Origin of the sequence: Streptosporangium sp. NPDC023963, from assembly GCF_040639135.1 — a bacterium.
GTDB lineage: Bacteria > Actinomycetota > Actinomycetes > Streptosporangiales > Streptosporangiaceae > Streptosporangium.
In genome coordinates this window covers 587,493-610,644 of record NZ_JBEZZK010000003.1, presented here as the reverse complement: position 1 = coordinate 610,644, position 23,152 = coordinate 587,493, and the positions used below count along the sequence as shown (strand labels likewise).

Below are 23,152 nucleotides of genomic sequence, written 5' to 3'. Positions count from 1 at the left end.
TGGAGTCCGGTGGGGTCGGTCGGTGGATCCTGCATGGGCAGGCCGACCTCCATCGGATCCGGGCCCTGCCCCGGCTCTGCTGAATGTGCCACGGTTAAAAGAGTAAACGTGAGAGACATACGAGGTCACAACAGGCGCATAGCCATCGAGTCTCGTTGCCCCGCGAGTACGGAACCCCATTCTGCCGACCTGGCCGGATCCTGTCCCCCGCTTGCCGCGATCGGCCCTGTTTTCCCTGGCCATGAATACGCCTTGCGGGCTGCGATAGTCTTGCCTTATGCGTGCCGCGACCCTGCTTATCGGGCCGCATCGGCGTCCCCGTCCCTGAGCGCCCTGCCGATGCGGCTGCCCTCCGCGTGAGCGGGGGGTTTTTGCATTGGGCCGGACGGGTCAGACCATCCACGCAGACACACCCCGAGGAAACCGACGTGAGCGAGCGAGCCGACATGCAGAGCGACGAGCAGCACTATGACCCGCAGGCCCTGCAGGTCAAGTGGCAGCGCAGGTGGGAGGAACTGGACCCCTTCCGGGCCTCCGACGACCCCGCCGACCCGCGCGAGCGGCGCTACATGCTCGACATGTTCTCCTATCCCTCGGGCGACCTGCACATGGGGCACGCCGAGGTGTTCGCCCTGGGCGACGTCATCTCCCGCTACTGGGTCCAGCGCGGCTACAACGTGCTGCACCCCGTCGGCTGGGACTCCTTCGGCCTGCCCGCCGAGAACGCCGCGATCAAGCACAACGCGCACCCGGCGGAGTGGACCTACGCCAACATCGAGACCCAGGCCAACTCCTACCGGCGCTACGGGATCTCCTTCGACTGGTCGCGCCGCCTGCACACCAGCGACACCTCGTACTACAAGTGGACCCAGTGGCTGTTCAACCGCTTCTTCGAGCGTGGCCTGGCCTACCGCAAGGGCGGCCTGGTCAACTGGTGCCCGAACGACCAGACCGTGCTGGCCAACGAGCAGGTCAAGGACGGCAAGTGTGAGCGCTGCGGCGCCGAGGTCGTCCGCCGCGAGCTGACCCAGTGGTATTTCAAGATCACTGATTACGCCGACCGGCTGCTGGACGACATGGCCCTGCTGGAGGGCGGCTGGTCCGAGCGGGTGCTGACCATGCAGCGCAACTGGATCGGCCGGTCCGAGGGCGCCGACGTCAACTTCGTGATCGAGGGCCGCGACGAGCCGGTCACCGTCTACACCACCCGTCCCGACACCCTGTACGGCGCCACCTTCTTCGTGGTCGCCCCGGACGCGCCGCTGGCCGAGGAGATCGTCACCGACGACCGGCGCGAGGCGTTCGAGGCCTACCGGGTCGAGGTCTCCAAGCTGTCCGACATCGACCGGCTGTCCACCGAGAAGGAGAAGACCGGCGTCTTCCTGGGCCGGTACGCGATCAACCCGGTCAACGGCGAGCGCATGCCGGTCTGGGCGGCCGACTACGTGCTGTCCGACTACGGCCACGGCGCCATCATGGCCGTGCCCGCGCACGACCAGCGCGACCTGGACTTCGCCCGCGCCTTCGACCTGCCGGTACGGGTGGTCGTGCACACCGGCCTGGCCGATCCGGGCGAGACCGGCGTCGCCACCTCCGGTGACGGCGCGATGGTCAACTCCGGCCCGCTGGACGGCCTGGCCAAGACCGAGGCGATCCGGAAGATCATCGAGGTGCTGAGCGAGCGGGGCACCGGACGGTTCACGGTCAACTTCCGGCTGCGCGACTGGCTGCTGTCGCGCCAGCGCTTCTGGGGCTGCCCGATCCCGATCATCCACTGCGCCGACTGCGGCGAGGTCCCCGTCCCCGACGACCAGCTGCCCGTCACCCTGCCCGACATGCGCGGCGAGGCCCTGGCGCCCAAGGGCGTCTCCCCGCTGGCCTCGGCCGAGGACTGGGTGAACGTCTCCTGTCCCAAGTGCGGCGGCCCGGCCAAGCGCGACACCGACACGATGGACACCTTCGTCGACTCCTCGTGGTACTTCCTGCGCTACGTCGACCCGGCGTACGAGGACGGCCCGTTCGACGTCGAGCGCGTCCGCAGGTGGGGTCCGATCGACCAGTACATCGGCGGCGTCGAGCACGCCGTGCTGCACCTGCTGTACGCCAGGTTCTTCACCAAGGTCCTGCACGACATGGGGATGATCGACTTTGTCGAGCCCTTCACCCGCCTGCTGAACCAGGGGCAGGTCATCAACCAGGGCAAGGCGATGTCCAAGTCGCTGGGCAACGGCGTCGACCTGGGCCGGCAGATCGACGCCTACGGTGTCGACGCGGTCAGGCTGACCGTCGTCTTCGCCGGACCGCCCGAGGAGGACATCGACTGGGCCGACGTCTCCCCGGCGGCGTCGCAGAAGTTCCTGGCCCGCGCGTTCCGGGTGATGGCCGAGGCCGGCGCGGCCTCGGCACCCGGGGTGGATGTCACCGCCGGAGACCTGAACCTGCGCAAGGTCGTCCACCACACCATCGACGAGGTCACCAGGCTGGTCGACTCCCACCGCTTCAACGTCGCGGTGGCCCGCATGATGGAGCTGACGAGCGCGGCCCGCAAGGCCATCGACTCCGGGCCCGGCGCCGCCGACCCGGCGGTCAGGGAGGCCGCCGAGACCCTGGCGGTCATGCTGTCCCTGGTCGCGCCGTACGCGGCGGAGGAGGGCTGGGAGCGGCTGGGACACTCCGCCTCGGTAGCCACCGCGGGCTGGCCGGTCGCCGACCCGGCGCTGCTGGTCCAGGAGTCGGTCACCTGTGTCGTCCAGGTCGCGGGCAAGGTGCGAGACCGGCTGGAGGTCTCCCCGGAGATCTCCGAGGCGGACCTGGAGGCGCTGGCCCTGGAGTCGGAGAAGGTCCGGTCCTTCCTGTCCGGGGCGCCGCGAAAGGTGATCGTCCGCGCGCCCAAGCTGGTCAACATCGTCCCGTAGGCGGCGGGGAAGCCCTGAAAACGCCGGATGGGTGGTGTCCCGATGTCGGGACACCACCCATCCGGCGTGTCGCGCGTCCTGCGGCGCGTGGTGTGGAACTCGCGTCGGAACGGCGTGTTTCGAACCTCGCTCAGCGGGTGCGGAGAAGAGCCCAGCGAGGAGAGGAGCTCGGCGGGCTCAGCGGGCGCGGAGCAAGAACGGTCCGGAGCTCGCCCGGAACGCTCGTGTCAGAGCTTGCGGAGGACCGCGACGACCTTGCCGAGCACGGTGGCCTCGTCACCCGGGATCGGGTCGTAGTTGGGGTTGTGCGGGACCAGCCAGACATGGCCGTCTCTACGCTTGAAGGTCTTGACCGTGGCCTCGCCGTCGATCATCGCCGCGACCACGTCGCCGTTGTCGGCGACCGGCTGCTGGCGTACGACCACCCAGTCACCGTTGGCGATGGCGGCCTCGATCATCGAGTCACCGGTCACCTGGAGGAGGAAGAGGGTGCCCTCGCCGACAAGCTGCTTGGGCAGGGCGAAGACGTCCTCGATGCTCTCCTCGGCGAGGATGGGACCACCGGCGGCGATCCGGCCGACCAGGGGAACGTAGGCGGCGGTCGGGCGGCTGACCGGGGCCTCGTCCTCGCCGGAGTCGGGATCCACCCACAGCACGGGCTCGCCGGGAAGGCGGACCTCCAGGGCGCGGGGGCGGTGCGGATCACGCCGCAGGTAGCCCTTGCGCTGCAACGCCGTCAGCTGGTGCGACACGCTGGAGGTGCTGGTGAGCTGCACCGCCTCACCGATCTCCCGCATGGACGGCGGGTAGCCGCGCTGCTGCACGGAATCGCGGATCACCTCAAGGATCTTCCGCTGCCTAGGGGTGAGGCCAAGGGAGTCACGCCTTCGCACCGCCAGGTCGCTGGCGGCCGAACCGTTCTCGTTGTGCTGGCTCATACGAACTCCTCGCCTCCCGGTCTGTATTTAACGCGTCGCGCACAGCGACCATACCTCGGCTGAAGATCATATTCAAACAATTGTTCGAATGTCCTCGAAATCGGCGACGCCGTGGTGTACAACATCGTACGGGAGTTCGATCGACATCGTGTTCGATTCGCCGATCTTTCTTCGACATGTGTTCGGCCAGGTCGAGGGGATGGGGGTCACCATGAAACCGACCACGACGACACCGCGATCCAGGACCGCGTCGGCATCCCGGGCGGCGCGGCGATCACCGGAGGCGCCGCGCCTGCGGCTCGTGCCGCCCCCGCGACCGGAGCCGGAGCCGGGGTCGGGGTCGGGGTCGGGGTCGGAGTCCGCGCGGAGGTCCGAGGCGGGGCCCGGGCCGGGATCCGTATGGGGGCCGGTGCTGCCGGGATCACCGCCGGGACCGCGTACCGGCCGTGGGTCGGGGCAGTGGTCCGGGCAGGGGGCAGAGCAGAGGGCCGAGCGGGTGTCCGGGCGCGAATCCGGGCAGGCGGCCGGTCGCGAGCCGGGACGGAGGTCCGGGCAGGGGGCTGGGCGGAGGTCCGGGCAGGGGTCCGAGCGGCTGGCCGGGCGCGAATCCGGGCAGGGGCCCGGTCGCGAGCCCGGGCGGCCGTCCGGGCGTGAGCGGAGACGACGACCCGGCCGCGAGCCGGGGTGGAGGCCCGGCCGCGAGCCGGAGCGGGGACTCGAGGGAGGGTCCGGGCCGGGAAGGGCGCCGGGCCCGGCGGCGGCGTCCGCGGCGCGGGCCCGCCGTCCCGGGGTCGCCCGTCCGGCGCCCGTCCGGCGGCCACTCCGGCTCACCAGGCGTGGAAGGATCGTGGCGGTGGCGGTGCTCGCGCTCCTCACCCTGGGGGCGCTCTGGATCGGCGGGCGCATCGACATGGCCTCGGCGGGCGGGCGGCCGGACCTCGAGGACCTTCCCCGGATCACGGTGCACGCGGGCGACACGCTGTGGGAGATCGCGGACGCGTTGACGGAGGAGGCCGACACCGGCTCGACGGTCCGTCGTGTCATGGACCTCAACGGGCTGTCCGGCTCCTCGGTCCGGCCGGGGACCCGGCTCTACCTCCCCGAGGGCCTCGTCCGCTGAGGCCCGGGAGGGCCTGTCCCCTGAGGCGGGGGAGGAGCGGCGGCGTACGCGGGGGAGGGGTCCGGGAGGGCGGTGGCGGGCCGGGAGAGGATGTGCGGGGTGTCCTCGCCTGACAGGTCGCCCGGGGCGCGTGTGAGGGAAGGGATGCCCGGGACGGGAGGGGTCTCGCCCGCATGGCGACACGCCGCGATGTGACGGCTGATCAGCGACTTCGTCCGGCAAGGTCGTTTCAACTTGCGTTCATGGTCGCGCACTTCTACGGTTGGACCACAACATCTAGTGGCTGCATCGCAACCCTTCACCACAGATTGTGTTTCCATTACCGCACCTCGACTATTCGAAGGTGTGTGCGCGAGCGTCTGTGCGTGCGCGTGGTGGGTAGGTGAAATGGGTCGGCCGCTTCGGTAGTCAGGGAGGCGACACACGTGCATTGTCCGTTCTGTCGCCATCTGGACACGCGAGTCATCGACAGCCGGGCCACCGAGGACGGTGGGGCCATCCGCCGCAGGCGCACGTGCTCCGAATGCGGGCGCAGGTTCACCACGCAGGAGACCGTCCTGCTCATGGTGAGCAAGCGCAGCGGTGTGACGGAACCGTTCTTCAGGGACAAGGTGATCGCCGGAGTCCGGCGGGCGTGCCAGGGACGGTCAGTCAGCGAGGACTCCCTGGCGCAGCTGGGCCAGCGGGTCGAGGAGAGCATCCGGGCCACCGGGTGTGCCGAGATCGCGGCCCACGAGGTCGGGCTGGCCATCCTGGGCCCGCTCCGCGAGCTGGACGAGGTGGCGTACCTGCGGTTCGCCTCCGTCTACCGGGGGTTCGAGACCCTGGCCGACTTCGAGGCGGAGATCGAGCGGCTCCGGGCGGAGCGCTCCACCGAGCAGGACTGATGCAGACCCCGGGCGCCGGGGGTGAGGCGGCGCGTTGGTGTGGTCCGATTCGAGGGTTCTACGGAGCCCCAGGAGGGGGAAGTCATGACGGAGACTGTCGGCGCGGTGACACGTGGGGGCAAGAGGCCGCGCAAGGGCCTGAAGATGAAGCGCATCTTCACCACGCCAGGCGTGCATCCCTATGACGAGCTGACCTGGGAGCGCCGTGACGTCGTCATGACCAACTGGCGCGACGGCTCGATCAACTTCGAGCAGCGCGGCGTCGAGTTCCCCCAGTCGTGGTCGGTCAACGCCGCCAACATCGTGACCACCAAGTACTTCCGCGGCGCGGTCGGCACCCCGCAGCGGGAGTGGAGCCTCAAGCAGCTGGTCGACCGGGTGGTGGGCGTCTACACCCGCACGGCGGTCGAGCACGGCTACTTCGCCACCGACGAGGACGCCGAGATCTTCGACCACGAGCTCAAGCACGCCCTGGTCAACCAGGTCTTCAGCTTCAACTCGCCCGTCTGGTTCAACGTCGGCACCGCGTCGCCGCAGCAGGTCAGCGCCTGCTTCATCCTGGCCGTCGACGACCAGATGGAGTCGATCCTCGACTGGTACAAGGAAGAGGGCGTGATCTTCAAGGGAGGATCGGGCTCCGGCGTCAACCTCTCCCGGATCCGTTCCTCCAAGGAGCTGCTCTCCAGCGGCGGCACCGCCAGCGGCCCGGTCTCCTTCATGCGCGGCGCCGACGCCTCCGCGGGCACCATCAAGTCCGGGGGCGCCACCCGCCGCGCCGCCAAGATGGTCGTCCTCGACGTCGACCACCCCGACATCGAGGAGTTCGTCGAGACCAAGGCGCGCGAGGAGGACAAGATCCGCGCCCTCCGCGACGCCGGGTTCGACATGGACCTGGGCGGCAAGGACATCGTCTCCGTCCAGTACCAGAACGCCAACAACTCCGTGCGCGTCTCCGACGAGTTCATGCGCGCGGTGGAGAACGGCGAGGAGTTCGGCCTGCGCGCCCGCCTCACCGGCGAGGTCATCGAGAAGATCGACGCCAGAGAGCTGTTCCGCAAGATGGGCAAGGCCGCATGGGAGTGCGCCGACCCCGGCCTCCAGTACGACGACACGATCAACGACTGGCACACCAGCCCGGAGACGGGCCGCATCACCGCCAGCAACCCCTGCTCGGAGTACCTGCACCTGGACAACTCCTCGTGCAACCTGGCGAGCATCAACCTGCTGAAGTTCCTGAAGGACGACGACACCTTCGACATCGCGAACTTCGTGAAGATCACCGAGCTGGTCATCACCGCGATGGACGTCTCCATCACCTTCGCCGACTTCCCGACCGAGAAGATCGACGAGACCACCCGCGCCTACCGCCAGCTGGGCATCGGCTACGCCAACCTCGGCGCGCTGCTCATGGCCACCGGCCACGCCTACGACTCCGACGGCGGCCGGGCGGTCGCCGGGGCCATCACCTCGCTGATGACCGGCGTCTCCTACCGCCGCAGCGCGGAGCTGGCCGCGGTCGTGGGCCCGTACGACGGCTACGCCCGCAACGCCGACGCGCACAAGCGGGTCATGCGCAAGCACAACGACGCGAACGACGCCCTGCGCACGTTCGACGAGATCGACGGGGCCATCCACCGCGAGGCCTCCAGGCAGTGGAACGAGTGCCTGCGGCTCGGCGACAGGAACGGCTACCGCAACGCCCAGGCCTCGCTCCTCGCCCCGACCGGCACCATCGGCCTGATGATGGACTGCGACACCACCGGCATCGAGCCCGACCTCGCCCTGGTCAAGTTCAAGAAGCTCGTGGGCGGCGGCTCCATGCAGATCGTCAACCAGACGATCCCCCGCGCGCTGCGGCGGCTGGGCTACCAGGAGGAGCAGGTCGAGGCGATCGTCGAGTTCATCGCCGAGCACGGCCACGTCGTCGACGCCCCCGGCCTGCGGCGCGAGCACTACGAGGTGTTCGACTGCGCCATGGGTGAGCGCGCGATCGCCCCGATGGGCCACGTCCGCATGATGGCCGCGGCCCAGCCGTTCCTGTCCGGAGCCATCTCCAAGACGGTCAACCTTCCCGAGTCCGCGACGATCGAGGACATCGAGCAGGTCTACATGGAGGGCTGGAAGCTCGGACTGAAGGCCCTGGCCGTCTACCGCGACAACTGCAAGGTCGGCCAGCCCCTCTCGGCCTCGGGCAAGAAGACCGAGGAGAAGGAGACGCCCGCCGAGCCGGCGATCCAGGTCGTGGAGATCAGCCGCCCGACCCGCCGCCGGATGCCGAACCAGCGCCCCAGCACCACCACCCGCTTCACCGTGGGAGGCGCCAAGGGCTACATGACCGCCTCGTCCTACCCCGACGACGGTCTCGGTGAGGTCTTCCTGAAGATGTCCAAGCAGGGCTCGACCCTCGCGGGCGTCATGGACGCGTTCTCGGTGGCCATCTCCATCGGCCTGCAGTACGGGGTGCCGCTGGAGACGTACGTCGGCAAGTTCGTCAACATGCGCTTCGACCCGGCCGGCATGACCGACGACCCGGACGTCCGCATCGCCGCCTCGGTGATGGACTACATCTTCCGCCGTCTGGCCCTGGACCACCTGCCCTACGACGACCGCGCGGCCCTCGGGATCTTCTCCGCCTCCGAGCGCGCCGCCCAGCAGCGCGGTGAGGACCCGGCCCCGATCCACACCGCCGACGAGGTCATCGCCGAGCTCGCCACCTCGGCTCCCATCGAGACGGCCGCTCCCGTCGAGGAGCCGAAGTCCCGCCCCGAGGCGGTGCCCGTGGAGACCCCACGCCGCACCGGCTCCCTGGAGTCCCACCAGGGCCGCACCGCCGACGCGCCGCTCTGCATGACCTGCGGCACCAAGATGCGCCCCGCCGGCAGCTGCTACGTCTGCGAGGGCTGCGGCTCCACCAGCGGCTGCAGCTGATCCCGGGCGGAAAGGCAGCGCCCGCGTAGCGCCTGACAGCAAGAAGCGCCTGACAGCGAGGAGGGGGCCGGAACCGAGTCCGGCCCCCTCCGGCGTCCTCGGGGAGTCGTCCGCGAATCCGGCAGCGAACGGATCACCTGGTTTCGGCATCTCATCACCAGATGACAGTCGCTGCCGAAGGGGACTCTGATGGATGTCAGGCGCGGAACCCGAACGTGGCCCGGTCCGGCTCGCAAAGCCCTGGCGCTGCCGGCCGCGGCGATCGCCTTCACGATCATGACCGGCTCCGGGATGCCGGCCCATGCGGCGGACGGGGCGCCGTCCACGGCGATCACGGTCGTGCGGTCGGGTATCCCCAAGGGGTTCCTGCTGTACGAGAGCGGGGCGACCAGGAAGAGGTTCGAGAAGGAGATCGGCCCGATGTCCTGGAGGTTCAGTGACCTCCGGGACGTACCCCTGCTGATCGACCCCTGCGCCACCGCGAGGCGAACGGACGTCGGCCGCCAGGCCGCACGGACCGTCACGGGCAGAAGTGTGAAGTGGGATGGTGACTACTCCGAGCAGCTGATCGTTTATCGGGACGAGACGGCCGCTCGCAGGGCCGTCGAGGGTCTGCGGTCACAACTGCACCGGTGTGGCGAGCGAAATCGCCAGTACTTCACCTACAAGACGAAACCCGTGCGCATCGGTGACGAGGCGTTCCTGGTGGACGTCTTCCAGCACGCCACGACGATGGGCGGCACCGTCATGCGGCAGGGGAGGACGGTGGCCGTCTACACCCTCCCTTACGCCCAGAACTGGCGAGAATCGGAATACGGCGTCTCCCAGGCCGGGAAGATGGCGAGGAAACTGGAGAGGTTCAACCGCTGAGGAGGTTGTGACCGCGTGGCGAGAACGCCGCGCATCGCGTCGCCGTGAAGCGGGACGGGCCGTGAGGTCCTGGGACGGGGGTGCACATCCCGCGCCGGGACAGGGGCGGTCGACGCCGCCGGTGCCCGCCCGGTGAGATCGGTTCCGGTGCCCGGGCCGGTCCTCACAGGCGGTAGACCCGGCGGGCGGTGGCGGCGAAGACGTTCTGGACGACCTGGGCGGATCGGCCGGCGAGGACCTCCTGCCAGGTGGAGACCAGGGTGGGCAGGTCGGTCCAGATCTTCTCGATCGGGAAGTTGCTCCCCCACATGCAGCGGTGCGAGCCGAATACCTCCAGGCAGGTGTCCGCGACCGTCCCGATCAGTGAGCGGTCCACGCGGTGCACGAACGTGCCCTGGCCGGTGAGCTTCACCACGACGTTGGGCCGCTCGGCGAGCAGTCTCAGGCCGCGTTTCCACTCCGCCACCCGGGACGCCTCGAAGTCGTCGAGCATCCCCGCGTGGACCAGGACGAACGTGACGTCGGGGAAGTCGTCGACGAAGCTCGCGGCGTCGGCCATCTGCCCGGCGAACACCTGGAGTTCGAACAGCCAGCCGAGGTCGGCGAGCGAGGCGATGTTGCGGCGGAAGACGGGATCCTTCATGCGGTCGGGGCCGGAGGCGAAGCGGAACTCCGGCCGCTCGTGCCAGTGCAGCTGCAGCCTGGTGCCCCTCATGAGCGGGGTGAGCGCGGCCTGGCGGCGCATCACGTCGGCCGCGCCCTCGTCGAAGAGGTCCGCGGAGCCGATCACGGCCGTCGGCCAGCCGGTCTCGGCGTGCGTCTCGCGCAGCCAGCGCACCTCGTCCAGGGCACGGTCGAGCGGCCAGTTGGCCTGCACGTAGACCGCGGAGATGATGCCGCAGGCGGTGGCCTCCTCGACGTACTCCGACACCGGGTAGTCGCGGCGGATCGGTTCGTAGGGGCCGAAGATGCGCGGGATCATCTCGCCCTGGAGCCAGGGCAGGTCGGCGGCGCGCCAGATGTGGTGGTGCGCGTCGACGATCCCGGCGGGAGCCGGACGGGCGGTGGTGTCGTTCATCGGATACCTCCGGCGTGGGGACCCCCGGCCTCGGCCCCGCGCGGGGGCCTGTCCGTGGAGACTGTCATGAGCGGGCTCCCGCAGGGCGTGGAGCGGGGTGCGAAGTGGAGTGCGGAGCGGCCCACCGCCTGGCCGCCGCGCGCCGGGGGCCGGACAGGACCGCGGGGAGGCGGCGGACCTCCGCGAGGGCGGTGGGCAGGTCGCGTACGCCGCCGAGGTGGTCGAGGTGGGGGAGCAGCGCGGCCATGGCGCGCGTGACCGGGCTGTAGGCGGGAGAGCACGCCAGCGGCGACCACCAGACGAGCCGGTGACCCAGCCGGGACAGGCGGGCGGTCGCGCGGACCATGGGGATGTGGTCGCCGCGTTCGAGCCCGTCGGACAGCACGATCACCAGCGCGCCCCTCGCGAGCGCCACGAACCGTGGAACGTCCAGGAACTCCTGCAGCGCCGCCCCGATCGCGGTGCCGCCGTCGGCGTCCGTGACCCGTTCTGACACCGCGCGCAGCGCCCGGCCCGTGTGGGGATACGACAGGGCGGAGGTGATCCTGGTGAGCCGGGTGCCGAAGGTGAAGACCTCGGTGCGGGCCGGTGCCGCGCGCAGTGCCGTGTGCGCCAGGCGGAGCAGGTCGGGGGTGTGCCGCCGCAGCGAGCCCGAGACGTCGACCAGGACGAGCAGGCGGCGCGGGCGCGGGGGCCGGGCGCGCCGGCGCAGCTCGATGATCTCCCCGTCGTGGCGGTGCGCCCGCCGCCAGGCGTGCCGCACGTCCAGCCGGTCGCCGGTCCGCGCCGGGCGCCGCCGCCTCGACGGGGTCGAGGGCAGCACGGCGGGCCAGGCGGCCTCCAGGGCCCGGGTGACCGAACGCCACCGGCCGCCGGCCGCGTCGAAGTCCCGCCTGCCGTACGTGCTGAGCGTGCTGGCCTCGACGCCGTCGCCGGGCAGCACCTCTCGCGGGGCGGGGTCGTCCTCGCCGGGTCCCTGGGGGGAGGGGACGTCGCTCTCCCCGGCGGGCGGCGGCGGCACGGCGTCGGGAAGGCCGCCCTGCCGGAACCACGCGGTGAAGACCCGGTCGAACGCGGCGAGCTCCTCGATGTCGTGCAGCAGGGTGATCCGGGCGTACCAGTACAGGGCGGTCAGGTCGCGCGGCGGCGACTCGCCGACGACCCGCAGCAGGTCGGCCTGTTTCGGCAGCGCGGTGGTCACGCCCGCGGCGCGCAGCGCGGACAGGAACCCCCACACGTGACCGGCCGCGAGGGCGACGGGCTCGCTGTCGCCGGACGGCTCTCCCGTGGGGGCGACGGGCCCGGGGTCGCCGGACGGCTCTCCCGTGGGGGCGACGGGCCCGGGGTCGCCGGACGGCTCTCCCGCGAGGGCGGGGGGCTCGGGGCCGCCGGACGGCTCTCCCATGGGGGTGGCGGGCTCGCTGTCGCCGGACGGCTCCCGCGCGAGGGCGGGGGGCTCAGGCATCGCCGAACAGCTCCTCCGCGTGCCCGACGAGCAACCGGGTGTCCTCCTCGTCCTTGATGAGCAGGCCGAGGGCGCGGCGCAGCGCCACGGGCCAGGGGCTGCCGCCCTCGGCCAGGGCCACCGCGCCCCTGGCCCACTCCACCGACTCGGCGATGCCGGGCCGTTTGAGCAGCGGCAGCCCGCGTACCCGCTGGACGGCGCGTACCAGCCCCTCAGCGGCCCGCTCCTCCAGGCCGGGGACGGCCGCGCGCAGGATCGCCCGCTCGCGGTCGACCTCGGGGAAGGCGATCCAGTGGTAGAGGCATCGCCGTTTGAGGGCGTCGTGCAGCTCGCGGGTCCGGTTGGAGGTGAGCACCACGACCGGCGGCGTGCGCGCCCGGATGGTGCCCAGCTCGGGGACGGTGATCTGGAAGTCGCCCAGGAACTCCAGCAGGAACGCCTCGAACTCGCTGTCGGCGCGGTCGATCTCGTCGATCAGCAGGACCGCGCCGCGGTCGGCCTCCAGGGCGCGCAGCAGCGGCCGCCGCAGCAGGAACTCCTCGCGGTAGAGGTCGCCGACCTCCTGGCCGCGGCTCTCGGCCACCCGGACCTGCAGGAGCTGCTTGGGGTAGTCCCACTCGTACAGAGCCTGGCCGGAGTCCAGCCCCTCGAAGCACTGGAGCCGGATGAGCTCCCGGCCCACGACGCGCGAGAGCACCCGGGCGACCTCGGTCTTCCCGACGCCGGGTTCTCCTTCGAGCAGCAGCGGGCGGCCCAGCCGAAGTGCCAGGTGGACGGCGGTGCAGAGGCCCTCGTCGGCGAAGTACCCCTCCCGTTCGAGCGCCGCGGCGAGCGCGCGCTCGTCCAGGAGGCGGCCCACCGAAGCACCCCCACCGGCCCCCGGTACACCTCCGTCAGCCCCCGGTACACCCCCACCGGCCCCCGGCACAGCCCCACCGGCCCCCGGTACACCTCCGTCGGCCACCGAGGAGGTTGCGCGGGCCGCGGAGGAGTTTCCGCGGGCCGTAGAGGAGGCCCGGCCGGGCGTCGAGGGTTCGCCGGGCGCCGAGAAGGACCCGCCGGGCGCCGGGGGGAACCCGCCGGGCACCGGGGAACCCCCGACAGGCGTCACAGTTGCGCGTGCTCGGTCGTGAGCAGGTGGATCCGCTGGGTGGTGTGCGCGGCGGCGTCGGCCGCGGCGGCCTTGCCGTGCTCGGAGCCGAACGCGGCCACGCGGGCGGCGTCGTCGTCGAAGTAGAGCTCGTTCACCGAGTCGAACGGGGCGTCGTCGCCGTTGCTGACGCTCACCGTGTACTTGCGCAGCCCGGGAAGCTTCTTGGCGAACTCGACGTGGTCCTCCACGACCCACTTCGCGAACTCCTCGTGGGACAGGTTCTCCGCGCGCTTGAGCAGCGAGACGACTTTCAGCATGGGTATCGGTTCCTCCGGATCGGATGGGTTTCTCAGGTGTTCCCGCGCGAGGAGACCTCGCGCGGGGCGTCTTCACGCAGGGCGTCCAGCCCGCGCAGGACGCGTTCGGGGGTGAAGGGCATCGCCGTGACGCGTACGCCGCAGGCGTCGAAGATGGCGTTGGCGATGGCCGGGATCGGCGCGTTGGCGGTCATCTCGCCGATGCCCTTGGCGCCGTAGGGGCCGTTGCCCGCCGGGCGCTCCAAAAACAGGCTGTGCTGTACGGGGATGTCGGCCGGCCCCGGCATGAGGTAGTCGGCGAAGTCGACCGGCCCGTGGTCGCGCCGCGGATAGTAGGGCTCGGTGGTCTCGAACAGGGCGTGCGACATGCCCATCCAGGCCCCGCCCTCGACCTGCTGGGTCGCCATCGCCGGGTTGAGCGCCCGGCCGATCTCGTAGGCGTTGTACAGCTCCAGCACCTCGACCGTCCCGGTCTCGTCGTCCACCTCGACGACGGCGACCGTGCACGCGTGCGCCTGGCAGGAGTCGGGGTCCATCTCTCCCGTCTCGGGCACCGGCGTGCTCGGCTCCTTGAGGAAGATGCCGCGCCCGGAGATCGTGCGGCCGTGCTTGAAGTGCGCGGCCAGGGCGAGGTCGGTGATGTGGATGCTCGGCTGGTCCGAGCCCTTGAGCTTGATGACGCCGGTGCCGTCGGTCTCCAGGTCCCCGGCGTCGACCTCCAGCTCCTCGGCGGCGACCTCCAGCATCACGGCGCGCGCCTCGGCCGCCGCCATGATGACGGCGTTGCCGACGCGGTGGGTGCCCCGGCTGGCGAAGGTCCCCATGCAGTGCGGGCCGGTGTCGGTGTCGGCGGTGTTGACCAGGACGTTCTCCATCGGCAGGCCGAGCGTCTCGGCGGCGCACTGCGCGGCGATCGTCTTGATGCCCTGGCCGAGGTCCACCGAGGACAGCGTGATCACGAACGTGCCCGTGGTCGTGGCGTGGATCAGCGCCTGCGAGGGGTCGCCGCCGAGGTTCATGCCGGTCGGGTAGTTCACCGACGCGTATCCGCGCCCGCGTAGCCTGGCCATGGCCTACAGCCCCTCTCGTGTCGTCGAGGACATCCGGCGGTACGCCTCGGGCAGCTCGTGCCCGGACATCTCCGCGGCCTTCTGGATCACTTCGACCAGCGCGGTGCCCTCGGCGACCTTGCGGTGGGCCTTGAGGTCCCCGTCGCGGTAGGCGTTGATGAGGCGCAGCTGCAGCGGGTCCATGGACAGGGCCCTGGCGACCCGGTCCATCTGCGACTCCAGCGCGAAGTCGCCGATGGTCACGCCGAACCCGCGCATCGCGCTGGACGGCGTGCGGTTGGTGAACACGCAGTGGCAGTCGGCCCACACGTTCGGGATCGAGTACGGCCCCGGCAGGTGGGCGGCGGCCTTGGTGGTGCCGTACGGGGTGTGCCGGGCGTAGGCGCCGGAGTCGACGTACAGCGTGACCTTGCGGCCGATGATCCGGCCGTCGTTCATCACGGCGTCCTTGATGTAGATGCGCTCGGCCGCGCGCGGCGAGGAGACCTGCATCTCCTCGTACCTGTTGTAGACGAACTTGACCGGGCGGTCGGTCACCATGGCGGCCACGCACGCGACCGGCTCGACGACGACGTCGACCTTGCCGCCGAAGCCCCCGCCGACCGTCCCGCCGACGACGCGCAGCTTGTTGAACGGGGTCTGGAGGATCAGCGCGGTGTTGTCGAGGGTGAAGAAGCACGCCTGGGTGTCGGAGTGGATGCGCAGCCGGCCGTCGGCCTGCGGGACCACCACGCAGCCGGTGGTCTCGGTGGGGGCCTGCTCGATCGGCGCGGACTCGTAGCGCCACTCGAAGACGTGGTCGGCCTGCCCGAACGCCTGCTCCACGTCGCCGAACCGGATCCGCCGGCAGTGGTGCCCCTCGTAGGTGAAGAAGTTGCGGCCGTGGTACTCGTTGACCAGCGGCGCCCCCTCCGCCAGGGCCTCCTCGACGTCGAAGACCGCCGGCAGGTCCTCGTACTCCACCCTGATCCTGGCCGCGCCCTCCAGGGCCGCCGCCTCGGACTCGGCGACCACCGCGCAGATCGGCTCGCCGAGGTAGCGGACCTTGTCGACGGCCAGGATCGGCTCGTCGTCCGGCCCGACGCCGATCAGCTTGAGCGGGGTGTAGATGTTGTTCGGGATGTCCGCGTGGGTGAGGATCCGCGTGACGCCCGGCACCTCCAGGGCACCGGTCAGGTCGACGCTCCTGATCCTGGCGTGGTGGCGGGCCGAGCGGTGCATCTTCAGGTGCAGCATCCCCCGCGGGGCGACGTCCTCGAAGAACTCGGTCCTGCCGGTGACGTGTCCCAGCGCGTCGGAGCGCTGGACGACCGAGCCGATGACGGTGAAGTCGTCCTCGCGCTCGGCGGCGAAGGAGCCCTTGTCGATGGGGGCGAGCCGGTAGGTCATCGCGACACCGTCCCTTCCACGGGTTCCTGTACGGGCTGTCCCGGCTCCGCGCTCTCCCCGCGCCTGCGCCTGGCCGCGTCCAGGATGGCGATCATGATGGGCTGGTAGCCGGTGCACCGGCAGACGTTGCCCGAGATCGCCTCGGCCACGTCCTCCTTGGTCGGGTCGGGGTTGCGGTCCAGCAGGGCCTCGGCGACCATGATCATGCCTGCCGTGCAGAAGCCGCACTGGGTGGCGAAGTTGTCGACGAAGGCGCTCTGCACCTCGTCGAGGTCCCCGCCGGCGGCCACTCCCTCGAGCGTGCGGACCGAGCAGCCCGAGACCGTTTCCACGGCGACCAGGCACGCCGTCACGGGCCGGTCGTCGACCAGCACGGTGCAGGTGCCGCAGCTGCCCTGCGCGCAGCCGCGCTTGGCCGCGGTGAGCCCCAGCGAGTCGCGCAGGGTCGCCAGGAGGGTGGTCCCCGGTCTGGCGATGAACTCCCGGGGTTCGCCGTTGACGACGAGCGAGACGATCTGTGACGACATTGTCCGGCCCTTTCTGGGGGGTGGGCGGGTGGACGGGCGCTTCCGGGGGTGCGGGTGGACCGCGTCTCCGATGGGTGGATCGGCGTTTCCGAGGCGCGTCTCCGAGGGGTGGATCTCCGAGGGGTGAATCGCGTCTCCGAGGCGTGGATCGGCGTTTCCGAGGGGTGGGCCGGTGGACGGGAGGACGGCGGGCACGTGACAGGCGCCGCGGGACCGCTAGCCGGTGAAGGCCCGGCGCAGGTGCACGGGCAGGACCCGCGCCCGGTACCACGCGCTGGCGTAGGCGTCGTCGAAGGGCGCGGTGTCGGAGCGGGCGGCCTCCCCGGCCTCGGTCAGGACGTCGGGGCTCAGCGGACGGCCCGCCAGCAGCCGCTCGGCCGACACCGCGCGCACCGGGCGCGGGGCGACGCCGCCGAGGGCGATCCTGGTCGAGGTCACCACGCCGTCCTCGGTGCGCGTCACGGAGGCGACGGTCACGATGGACGCCGAGTTCAGCCTGCGGCGCATCGCCTTGTGGTAGTACCAGGTTCCCGGTTCCGGCAGGGCGACCACCACCGCCGTGACGAACTCGCCCGCGGCGACCCCCGAGGCGAGCACGTCGGCCACCGGGGCGTCGCGCCGCCCGCCGGGGCCCGCGATCTCGCACAGCGCGTCGAGGGCGAGCAGGCAGACCGCCAGGTCGCCGTACGGCTGCGCGACGAACAGGTTGCCGCCCACGGTCGCCAGGTTGCGGATCGTGGGGGAGGCGATGGTGCGCACCGCCGGGCGCAGGAAGCCGAGCCCGGGATGCTCCTCGACGGAGGACAGGGGGGCGGCCGCGCCGATCCTGGCGACGCCGTCACGGACCTCGATCCCCGCCAGCCCGGCCCTTCGCAGGCTGATCAGCTCGCTCCCGGTCGCGGCGCCGCCGCTGACCAGCGGCATCACGACGGTGCCGCCGCCCATGATCTGGCCGCCCCTCGCCGAGTGGGCCGCCACGGCCTCGGCGGACTCTGGCACGTGGACCGCCTGGATCATCATGTCCGGACCCCCTGCGTTACGAGCGGGTTAAATATCGATAATTGATTATCGGAACCGTAGATTGAGGCTCGTCCCTGAGTCAAGGGGGGGTCAAGAGGAGATCGATGAACGAGAATCGACACTCGGTAGGATGCGCTCCATGACCGAGGAGATGACGGGGGAGCCCTCCATGCTGCCGCGGCTGACGCTGTCGCGGCAGATCCGCGACTCGCTGGTCAGCCGGATCGTCTCCGGCCAGTTCAGGCCCGGTGAGCGACTGGTGGAGACACGTCTCGCGGCGACGTACGGCACGAGCCAGGCACCCGTCCGCGAGGCACTGCGCGAGCTGGAGGTCATGCGGCTGGTGGAGACCCAGCCGCGAAGGGGCACCTTCGTGCGTCCCTTCGTCCACGAGACGCTCAGGGAGAGCTACGTCGTGCGGGCCGCGCTGGAGGAGACGGCCATCCGGCTCGCCCTGCTCGCCGGGACCGTCCCGCTGGAGGCGCTCGGATCGGACGTGGCGGCGATGCGGGCCGCGGCCGCCGAGCACGACGGTGAGGCGTCCATGCGGGCGAGCGTGTCCTTCCACCGGCGCATCGTCGAGGCCGCTCGCAACGAGCTGCTCAGGCTCTCCTGGGAAGGGCTGCAGATCGAGGCGCGCACCTCGGTCACGATGCTCGCGACCGGCGTGGACCTCCACGACATCGCCCGCGACCACGCCGAGCTGCTGGCGGTGATCGAGCGCGGCGACCTGGAGACGGCCTGCAAGCACGCCCGCGACCACCAGTGGCACTACGCCGACCTCCCGCACGACGCCCACGGCAGGATCCGCGACACCGCCGCCGGCTGAATCCCGGCTGAATCCCGGCTGAATCACCGCGTATGCGGAGGATTCGCGGTTGGAACCCGGTGACCGGGGTAGCCGGGCCGGGCTGTGGTCATCACCGGCCGGAACGGCGGGCCGCCCGATCCCCGTGAGGGGCCGGCGCCCGCCGCGGCACGGACGGCGAGATCGTGCGCGGCGCGGGAGCCCGCACGACCTCACCGCCCCGGCCGGGATGCGAGAAACGCGGATACGGTTCGAGGAAAGGTGAGATCGTGACGAGCAACTCTGGACAGACCGGTTCCGAGGCGGCGACGGCCGCGGCCAGGACGCTGGCCGACCCCAACGCGACCGACGAGGAGAAGTCCGCCGCCGCGAGCGCGCTGTCGCAGGCTCCGGAGAGCCACGGGGAGACCGGTGCCGAGGCGGCGTCGGCCTCGTCCAGGACGCTGTCGGACCCGGAGCAGGGCGACGAGGAGAAGTCCGCCGCCGCCAGCGCGCTGTCGCAGACGCCGGAGAACAACGGCGACAGGTGACGATCGCGGCTGCCCGGAGGCCGCCTCCGGGCAGCCCGCCGCCCGGGCGTCAAGAGGCCGTTCGGGTTCGCCTCGGGGCGGCCTCACCGGGGCTCACCAGCTCACCTCCGGGCGGCCTCACGAGGGCTCACCAGAGCTCACACGAGGGCTCACCAGGGCTCACGAGGCGCCGCCGGGCGGGGCGTCACATCGCCCAGCGCCGGAACCCGCCCTCGGAATTGATCACCTGGCCGGTGATCCAGGCACCGTCGTCGGAGGCGAGCCAGCGGACCAGCCGGGCGACGTCCTCGGGTTTCCCCCACCGGCCCGCGGGCAGCGCGCGGCCCACCTCGCGGGTGATGTCGGGGGTGGCCCAGCCGGTGTCGACCGGTCCGGGGTTGACCGCGTTCACGGTGATGCCCCGGTCGGCGAGGGCGTCGGCGAGGCTGAGCGTCATCTGGTGGATCGCGCCCTTGCTGATGGCGTACGGCAGCTCCTGGCTCATCGGGGCGAGATGCTGCCCCGAGGTGAATAAGATCACCCGCCCGCCGGGCCGCCGGTCGTCGTGCCGGGCGGCGAAGGCCTGTGTCAGCAGCACGCTCCCGCGGGCGTTCACCGCCCAGGAGAGGTCGAGCTCGTCCGCGGTGATCTCGTCGAGCGTTCCCAGGGCGCTGCGGGCGTGGTTGGCCACCACCACGTCGACGTGCCCGAAGGACCGCGCCGCCAGCTCGATCACCGACGCCGGCGTCTCCGGGTCGGCGAAGTCGGCCTCCACGTGCCGCAGGCGCTCGCCCACCCCGCCGAGTTCCTCGAGGACCCCCGCCATCCCGGCGGGGTCGACGCCCCACGGCTGACCGGCGTCGTGCGGCGTCCACGAGTGCACCAGCACGCTCGCCCCCTCGGCGAGCAGCTCGCGGGCGATCGCGAAACCGATCCCGGCCCGCCTGCTCACCCCGGTCACCACAGCGACGCGCCCCGCCAGCGATTTCCGGCCGGGGCCGTCGTTCGTCTCGATCGTCATGGCCCGATCCTGCAGGAGGGGGCGATGCGCTCGCGATCGGCTTTCGCGAGCGCACCGCCCCCTCCGTGACGGACGAGCGGCCGTGGCCCACCCGGTTCACCGGCGCAGGCCGGCTCCCCGAGGCCGGACGGCGGGTCCAGCAGCGGGTCAGGGCGGCCTCGCTCTCTCCGTCTGGCACCCTGGTCGGGTGATTGAGGAGTTCGAGGCGGAGCGGTCGAAGATGTTCGGCCTGGCGTACCGGATGCTCGGGTCGGCCGGCGAGGCAGAGGACGTCGTCCAGGACGCCTACCTGCGCTGGAGCGGCGCCGAGCGCGAGAACATCGTCTCGCCGGGGGCCTGGCTGGCCAAGGTCGTCACCAACCTCTGCCTCAACCGGCTCTCCGCCGCCCGCACCACCCGCGAGCGCTACGTCGGCTTCTGGCTCCCCGAGCCCGCGCCGACCGGCGCGCTCGGCCCGCTGGAGAGCGCCGAGCGGCGCGACGCGGTGTCCATGGCCTTCATGCTCCTGCTGGAGCGGCTCACCCCGGCGGAGCGGGCCGTGTTCGTGTTGCGCGAGGCCTTCTCGTACGGGTACCGCCAGATCGCCGACGTGCTCGACCTGTCCGAGGCCAACTGCCGCCAGCTGTACGGCAGGGCCCGGCGCAGGGTCGGCGAGGCTCCGAGGTTCGACGCCCCCGGCGAGCAGCGGCGAAGGATCGTGGAACGGTTCCTGACGGCCGCCGCGAGCGGCGACCTGGCCGGGCTGGAGCGGCTGCTCGCCGACGACGTGGTCACCTGGTCCGACGGCGGGGGCAAGGTGAACGCCGCGCTGCGGCCGGTCGCGGGCCGCGAGCGGGTCGTCCGCTACCTCGCCGGGGCCGCCGCCAAGTTCGGGCAGGACGTGGAGTTCGGCCATGCCGACATCAACGGCCAGGAGGGGATCCTCGCCCGGCGCGAGGGAGAGATCATCACGGTCTTCGTGATCGAGATCTCCGGCGGCATGATCGTCGGGGTGCGCGCCGTGCTCAATCCGGAGAAGCTGTCACATCTGCAGGAGCTCACCGGTTCTTAGGGGTATGACGGAAAACATCCTTGTCACCGGCGGTACGGGCACTCTCGGCCGCCACGTCGTGGACCGGCTCGCCGCGGCCGGTCACCCCGCCCGCGTGCTGAGCCGCACGCGTGAGCCCTACATCGGGGACCTGAGGACGGGGGCGGGGCTCGGCGCCGCCCTCGACGGGGTCGGCACGGTCGTCCACCTCGCCAGCGACCCGCGCGACTCCTCGGCGGACGTCGAGGGCACCCGGCGGCTGATCGCCGCGACGCCCGCGGGCACCCACCTGGTCTACATCTCCATCGTCGGCGTCGACCGGCACCCGTACTCGTACTACCGGCGCAAGTACGAGGCCGAGAGGATCGTCGAGAACTCGGGGCTGCCGTACACCATCCTGCGCGCGACGCAGTTCCACAACCTGGTCCTGTTCGCGCTGGAGGCACTGGCGAAGGCGCCGGTCCTGCTCGTTCCCGCCGGGACGAGCCTCCAGCCGGTGGAGATCGAGGAGGTCGCGGAGCGGCTGGTGGAGCTGGCGCTGGGCGCGCCCGCCGGGAGGGTGCCCGACATGGGCGGCCCCGAGATCGTGAGCGTCGCCGAGCTCGCGCGGACCTATCTGCGCGTCACCGGCCGGCGCAAGCCCGTCGTGCCGTTGCTCATGCCGGGCCGGGTGGCCGCCGCCTTCCGGCGGGACGCGCACCTCGCGCCGGACCACCCCGACGGGCGCGGGACGTTCGCGGACTTCGTGGCGACGGCCCCGGGCCGGAGCGGGTACGGGACACGGGCGCGGCGGTGACCGGGGTGGTCCCCACGGCGCGGGATCGCGACCCGTTGCGCGCGGTGCCGCGCCGGGCCACGGCCCGTGCCGGCTCCGGTTCTCACGAGGGAGACCTCCTGGGCCGGTGATCCCGGGGCCGGTGACCCTGGGGCCGGTCCGCCCGCAGGGGGATCAGGTGGCCCGCGTGCCCGTCCGGGCGGCGATGTGATCGGGAGGGGCGATCCCGGCCGGAAGCAGGGGGTCGGGCACCGGGGCGAGCCAGGTGGTGGCCAGAGGCAGCCGGCCCGCCCAGAGCCCCAGCTCCGCGTCGGGCCCCTCGCCGTCCTCGGGCGGTCCGGAACTCATTTTGACCGACGCCTCGTCCAGGGAGATCGCCAGAATTGTCGTCGCGGCGAGCTCCTTGCGGCTGGGCCGCCTGGCGTAGTCCCACTGGCCGGGGGCGGCACGCTCGGTCAGGATCCGCAGCGCGGCCAGCTTCTCCTCGCCCTCCAGGGAGCGGGGCACGCCGTAGACCATGGCGGAGCGGTAGTTGACGCCGTGCTCGAAGACCGACCTGGCCAGGATGAGGCCGTCCACGTGGGTGACCGTCACGCAGACCGTGCCCGTACCCGGGCCCGCCGCGCCCCCCGGTTCGTCCGGGCCGGCGGCCGTCGCGCCCCCCGGTTCGTCCGGGCCGGTCAGGCTCCTGCTGGCCACCGAGCCGTGCACGTAGAGGTGGTCGGCGTCGAAGCCGTAGACCGTGGGGACCACCATGGGCACACCACCTGAGATCACTCCCAGGTGGCAGACGAATCCGGCGCCCAGCACCTCGTACAGGGCGGCGCGATCGGTGCGGCCCTTCTCCCGCAGGCGCCGGTGCCGGGTGCGTTCGGTCGCGGACAATTCGCTCATGAGGCGATATTCAATCAGGTGACCTCGGAGTTCGGGTGTCCCGCGGTTCGTGCGTCCCGTCGGGCGGACCGCCGGGACGCCGGGTGGACCGTCGTGAAGTCGGGTGGACCGCCGGGAAGCCAGGCAGATCGCAGGGAGGTCGGGCGGACCGCAGGGAAACGGATCCGCGACGAGCCCGCGGACGGAACGGTGGCGGAACGGTGGCGGAACGGCGGTCCGAACGGAGAAAGACCCGCCGTGGCGGGTCTTTCGCGAGGAGGGCCGGACGGGGTCAGGCGGCGGATGTGGGACCGCTGGTCCGTGGAAAGCGGAGGACGTTGCGGCCCGTGTAGGCGCTGAGGTCGACGACCTTGGTGTCACCGGCCACCCCGCGGCGTGTCGCGGAACGAATGTCCCTGATCTTGAGCCGTGCGACATATGGTGGCACGACCACAAGTCTCTTCATTGAGCCCCCCGGCGTGATGGTTCCGTTATAAGAAATATCTACAGATCGCCGCA

General features: G+C 71.4%; 21 protein-coding genes. 9 read left to right on the top strand and 12 right to left on the bottom strand.

Annotated features, from left to right (window positions below):
* Positions 1-446: 446 nt before the first annotated feature.
* Positions 447-2,915, top strand: a complete 2,469-nt coding sequence (gene leuS / locus AB0F88_RS13940) for a leucine--tRNA ligase (protein ID WP_362682514.1) — start codon at positions 447-449, stop codon at positions 2,913-2,915.
* Between the two features lie 227 nt (positions 2,916-3,142).
* On the opposite strand, the gene lexA is transcribed toward leuS, so the two are convergent.
* Positions 3,143-3,853 carry a transcriptional repressor LexA gene (gene lexA / locus AB0F88_RS13935; protein ID WP_350975199.1) on the bottom strand — a complete coding sequence of 237 codons (711 nt, stop codon included), beginning with the start codon at positions 3,851-3,853 and terminating at the stop codon, positions 3,143-3,145.
* 853 nt (positions 3,854-4,706) lie between these two features.
* On the opposite strand from lexA, the gene AB0F88_RS13930 reads away from it, so the two are divergent.
* The 4 genes from AB0F88_RS13930 to AB0F88_RS13915 all read left to right on the top strand — a co-directional run bounded on the left by AB0F88_RS13930 (position 4,707) and on the right by AB0F88_RS13915 (position 9,658).
* Positions 4,707-4,973 carry a LysM peptidoglycan-binding domain-containing protein gene (locus AB0F88_RS13930; protein ID WP_362682138.1) on the top strand — a complete coding sequence of 89 codons (267 nt, stop codon included), beginning with the start codon at positions 4,707-4,709 and terminating at the stop codon, positions 4,971-4,973.
* A 425-nt stretch (positions 4,974-5,398) separates the two neighbouring features.
* Entirely contained in the window at positions 5,399-5,860 is a 462-nt protein-coding gene (nrdR, locus tag AB0F88_RS13925) for a transcriptional regulator NrdR (RefSeq protein WP_362682135.1), read from the top strand.
* An 84-nt stretch (positions 5,861-5,944) separates the two neighbouring features.
* A complete protein-coding gene (locus AB0F88_RS13920) occupies positions 5,945-8,788 on the top strand; it encodes a vitamin B12-dependent ribonucleotide reductase (protein WP_362682132.1) in 2,844 nt (947 codons plus the stop codon).
* 189 nt (positions 8,789-8,977) lie between these two features.
* Positions 8,978-9,658 (top strand): hypothetical protein, encoded by a 681-nt coding sequence (locus tag AB0F88_RS13915; RefSeq protein ID WP_362682129.1) that lies wholly within the window; start codon positions 8,978-8,980, stop codon positions 9,656-9,658.
* Positions 9,659-9,821: 163 nt separating this feature from the next.
* Here the strand turns inward: AB0F88_RS13915 and AB0F88_RS13910 are convergent, their stop codons facing one another.
* From AB0F88_RS13910 to AB0F88_RS13875, 8 genes are all read right to left on the bottom strand, one after another.
* Positions 9,822-10,736 carry an amidohydrolase family protein gene (locus tag AB0F88_RS13910; RefSeq protein WP_362682126.1) on the bottom strand — a complete coding sequence of 305 codons (915 nt, stop codon included), beginning with the start codon at positions 10,734-10,736 and terminating at the stop codon, positions 9,822-9,824.
* Positions 10,737-10,800: 64 nt separating this feature from the next.
* Positions 10,801-12,201, bottom strand: coding sequence for a VWA domain-containing protein (locus tag AB0F88_RS13905; RefSeq protein WP_362682123.1), 1,401 nt, complete (start codon positions 12,199-12,201; stop codon positions 10,801-10,803).
* On the bottom strand, positions 12,194-13,060 hold the full coding sequence (locus AB0F88_RS13900) for a MoxR family ATPase (protein ID WP_362682120.1): 867 nt from the start codon (positions 13,058-13,060) through the stop codon (positions 12,194-12,196). Before AB0F88_RS13900 ends, AB0F88_RS13905 begins: the two co-directional genes overlap by 8 nt.
* 248 nt (positions 13,061-13,308) lie before the next feature.
* Complete coding sequence (locus tag AB0F88_RS13895) at positions 13,309-13,611, bottom strand: EthD family reductase (RefSeq protein ID WP_362682117.1); 303 nt, start codon at positions 13,609-13,611, stop codon at positions 13,309-13,311.
* Positions 13,612-13,643: 32 nt separating this feature from the next.
* Positions 13,644-14,681, bottom strand: a complete 1,038-nt coding sequence (locus AB0F88_RS13890; protein ID WP_362682114.1) for a molybdopterin cofactor-binding domain-containing protein — start codon at positions 14,679-14,681, stop codon at positions 13,644-13,646.
* 3 nt (positions 14,682-14,684) lie between these two features.
* Positions 14,685-16,070, bottom strand: coding sequence for a molybdopterin cofactor-binding domain-containing protein (locus AB0F88_RS13885; RefSeq protein WP_362682111.1), 1,386 nt, complete (start codon positions 16,068-16,070; stop codon positions 14,685-14,687).
* Positions 16,067-16,597: a (2Fe-2S)-binding protein gene (locus AB0F88_RS13880; RefSeq protein ID WP_362682108.1), complete on the bottom strand. Its 531-nt coding sequence runs from the start codon at positions 16,595-16,597 to the stop codon at positions 16,067-16,069. Before AB0F88_RS13880 ends, AB0F88_RS13885 begins: the two co-directional genes overlap by 4 nt.
* 216 nt (positions 16,598-16,813) lie before the next feature.
* The gene (locus AB0F88_RS13875; RefSeq protein ID WP_362682105.1) at positions 16,814-17,617 is read right to left on the bottom strand and encodes an FAD binding domain-containing protein; all 804 of its coding nucleotides are present in this window, start codon (positions 17,615-17,617) and stop codon (positions 16,814-16,816) included.
* 139 nt (positions 17,618-17,756) lie between these two features.
* Here AB0F88_RS13875 and AB0F88_RS13870 point away from each other — a divergent pair, with 139 nt between their 5' ends.
* Both AB0F88_RS13870 and AB0F88_RS13865 read left to right on the top strand, forming a co-directional pair.
* Complete coding sequence (locus AB0F88_RS13870; protein WP_362682102.1) at positions 17,757-18,446, top strand: GntR family transcriptional regulator; 690 nt, start codon at positions 17,757-17,759, stop codon at positions 18,444-18,446.
* 248 nt (positions 18,447-18,694) lie between these two features.
* Positions 18,695-18,955 carry a hypothetical protein gene (locus AB0F88_RS13865; protein ID WP_362682099.1) on the top strand — a complete coding sequence of 87 codons (261 nt, stop codon included), beginning with the start codon at positions 18,695-18,697 and terminating at the stop codon, positions 18,953-18,955.
* A 184-nt stretch (positions 18,956-19,139) separates the two neighbouring features.
* Here AB0F88_RS13865 and AB0F88_RS13860 read toward each other — a convergent pair whose 3' ends face one another.
* Positions 19,140-19,955 (bottom strand): SDR family oxidoreductase, encoded by an 816-nt coding sequence (locus AB0F88_RS13860; protein ID WP_362682097.1) that lies wholly within the window; start codon positions 19,953-19,955, stop codon positions 19,140-19,142.
* 187 nt (positions 19,956-20,142) lie between these two features.
* Between AB0F88_RS13860 and AB0F88_RS13855 the strand changes: the two genes are divergently transcribed.
* Positions 20,143-21,006, top strand: coding sequence for an RNA polymerase sigma-70 factor (locus tag AB0F88_RS13855; RefSeq protein WP_362682095.1), 864 nt, complete (start codon positions 20,143-20,145; stop codon positions 21,004-21,006).
* A 4-nt stretch (positions 21,007-21,010) separates the two neighbouring features.
* On the top strand, positions 21,011-21,781 hold the full coding sequence (locus AB0F88_RS13850) for an SDR family oxidoreductase (protein ID WP_362682092.1): 771 nt from the start codon (positions 21,011-21,013) through the stop codon (positions 21,779-21,781).
* 153 nt (positions 21,782-21,934) lie between these two features.
* Here AB0F88_RS13850 and AB0F88_RS13845 read toward each other — a convergent pair whose 3' ends face one another.
* Positions 21,935-22,654, bottom strand: coding sequence for a pyridoxamine 5'-phosphate oxidase family protein (locus tag AB0F88_RS13845; protein WP_362682089.1), 720 nt, complete (start codon positions 22,652-22,654; stop codon positions 21,935-21,937).
* Between the two features lie 271 nt (positions 22,655-22,925).
* Positions 22,926-23,081 (bottom strand): hypothetical protein, encoded by a 156-nt coding sequence (locus AB0F88_RS13840; protein WP_362682086.1) that lies wholly within the window; start codon positions 23,079-23,081, stop codon positions 22,926-22,928.
* Positions 23,082-23,152: the final 71 nt, after the last annotated feature.

Coding starts and splice junctions, on each gene's coding strand:
- leuS (WP_362682514.1), top strand. CDS start 447: ATGCAGAGCGACGAGCAGCACTATGACCCGCAGGCCCTGCAGGTCAAG.
- lexA (WP_350975199.1), bottom strand. CDS start 3,853: ATGAGCCAGCACAACGAGAACGGTTCGGCCGCCAGCGACCTGGCGGTG.
- AB0F88_RS13920 (WP_362682132.1), top strand. CDS start 5,945: ATGACGGAGACTGTCGGCGCGGTGACACGTGGGGGCAAGAGGCCGCGC.
- AB0F88_RS13915 (WP_362682129.1), top strand. CDS start 8,978: ATGGATGTCAGGCGCGGAACCCGAACGTGGCCCGGTCCGGCTCGCAAA.
- AB0F88_RS13910 (WP_362682126.1), bottom strand. CDS start 10,736: ATGAACGACACCACCGCCCGTCCGGCTCCCGCCGGGATCGTCGACGCG.
- AB0F88_RS13905 (WP_362682123.1), bottom strand. CDS start 12,201: ATGCCTGAGCCCCCCGCCCTCGCGCGGGAGCCGTCCGGCGACAGCGAG.
- AB0F88_RS13895 (WP_362682117.1), bottom strand. CDS start 13,611: ATGCTGAAAGTCGTCTCGCTGCTCAAGCGCGCGGAGAACCTGTCCCAC.
- AB0F88_RS13890 (WP_362682114.1), bottom strand. CDS start 14,681: ATGGCCAGGCTACGCGGGCGCGGATACGCGTCGGTGAACTACCCGACC.
- AB0F88_RS13885 (WP_362682111.1), bottom strand. CDS start 16,070: ATGACCTACCGGCTCGCCCCCATCGACAAGGGCTCCTTCGCCGCCGAG.
- AB0F88_RS13880 (WP_362682108.1), bottom strand. CDS start 16,597: ATGTCGTCACAGATCGTCTCGCTCGTCGTCAACGGCGAACCCCGGGAG.
- AB0F88_RS13875 (WP_362682105.1), bottom strand. CDS start 17,617: ATGATGATCCAGGCGGTCCACGTGCCAGAGTCCGCCGAGGCCGTGGCG.
- AB0F88_RS13870 (WP_362682102.1), top strand. CDS start 17,757: ATGACCGAGGAGATGACGGGGGAGCCCTCCATGCTGCCGCGGCTGACG.
- AB0F88_RS13860 (WP_362682097.1), bottom strand. CDS start 19,955: ATGACGATCGAGACGAACGACGGCCCCGGCCGGAAATCGCTGGCGGGG.
- AB0F88_RS13850 (WP_362682092.1), top strand. CDS start 21,011: ATGACGGAAAACATCCTTGTCACCGGCGGTACGGGCACTCTCGGCCGC.
- AB0F88_RS13845 (WP_362682089.1), bottom strand. CDS start 22,654: ATGAGCGAATTGTCCGCGACCGAACGCACCCGGCACCGGCGCCTGCGG.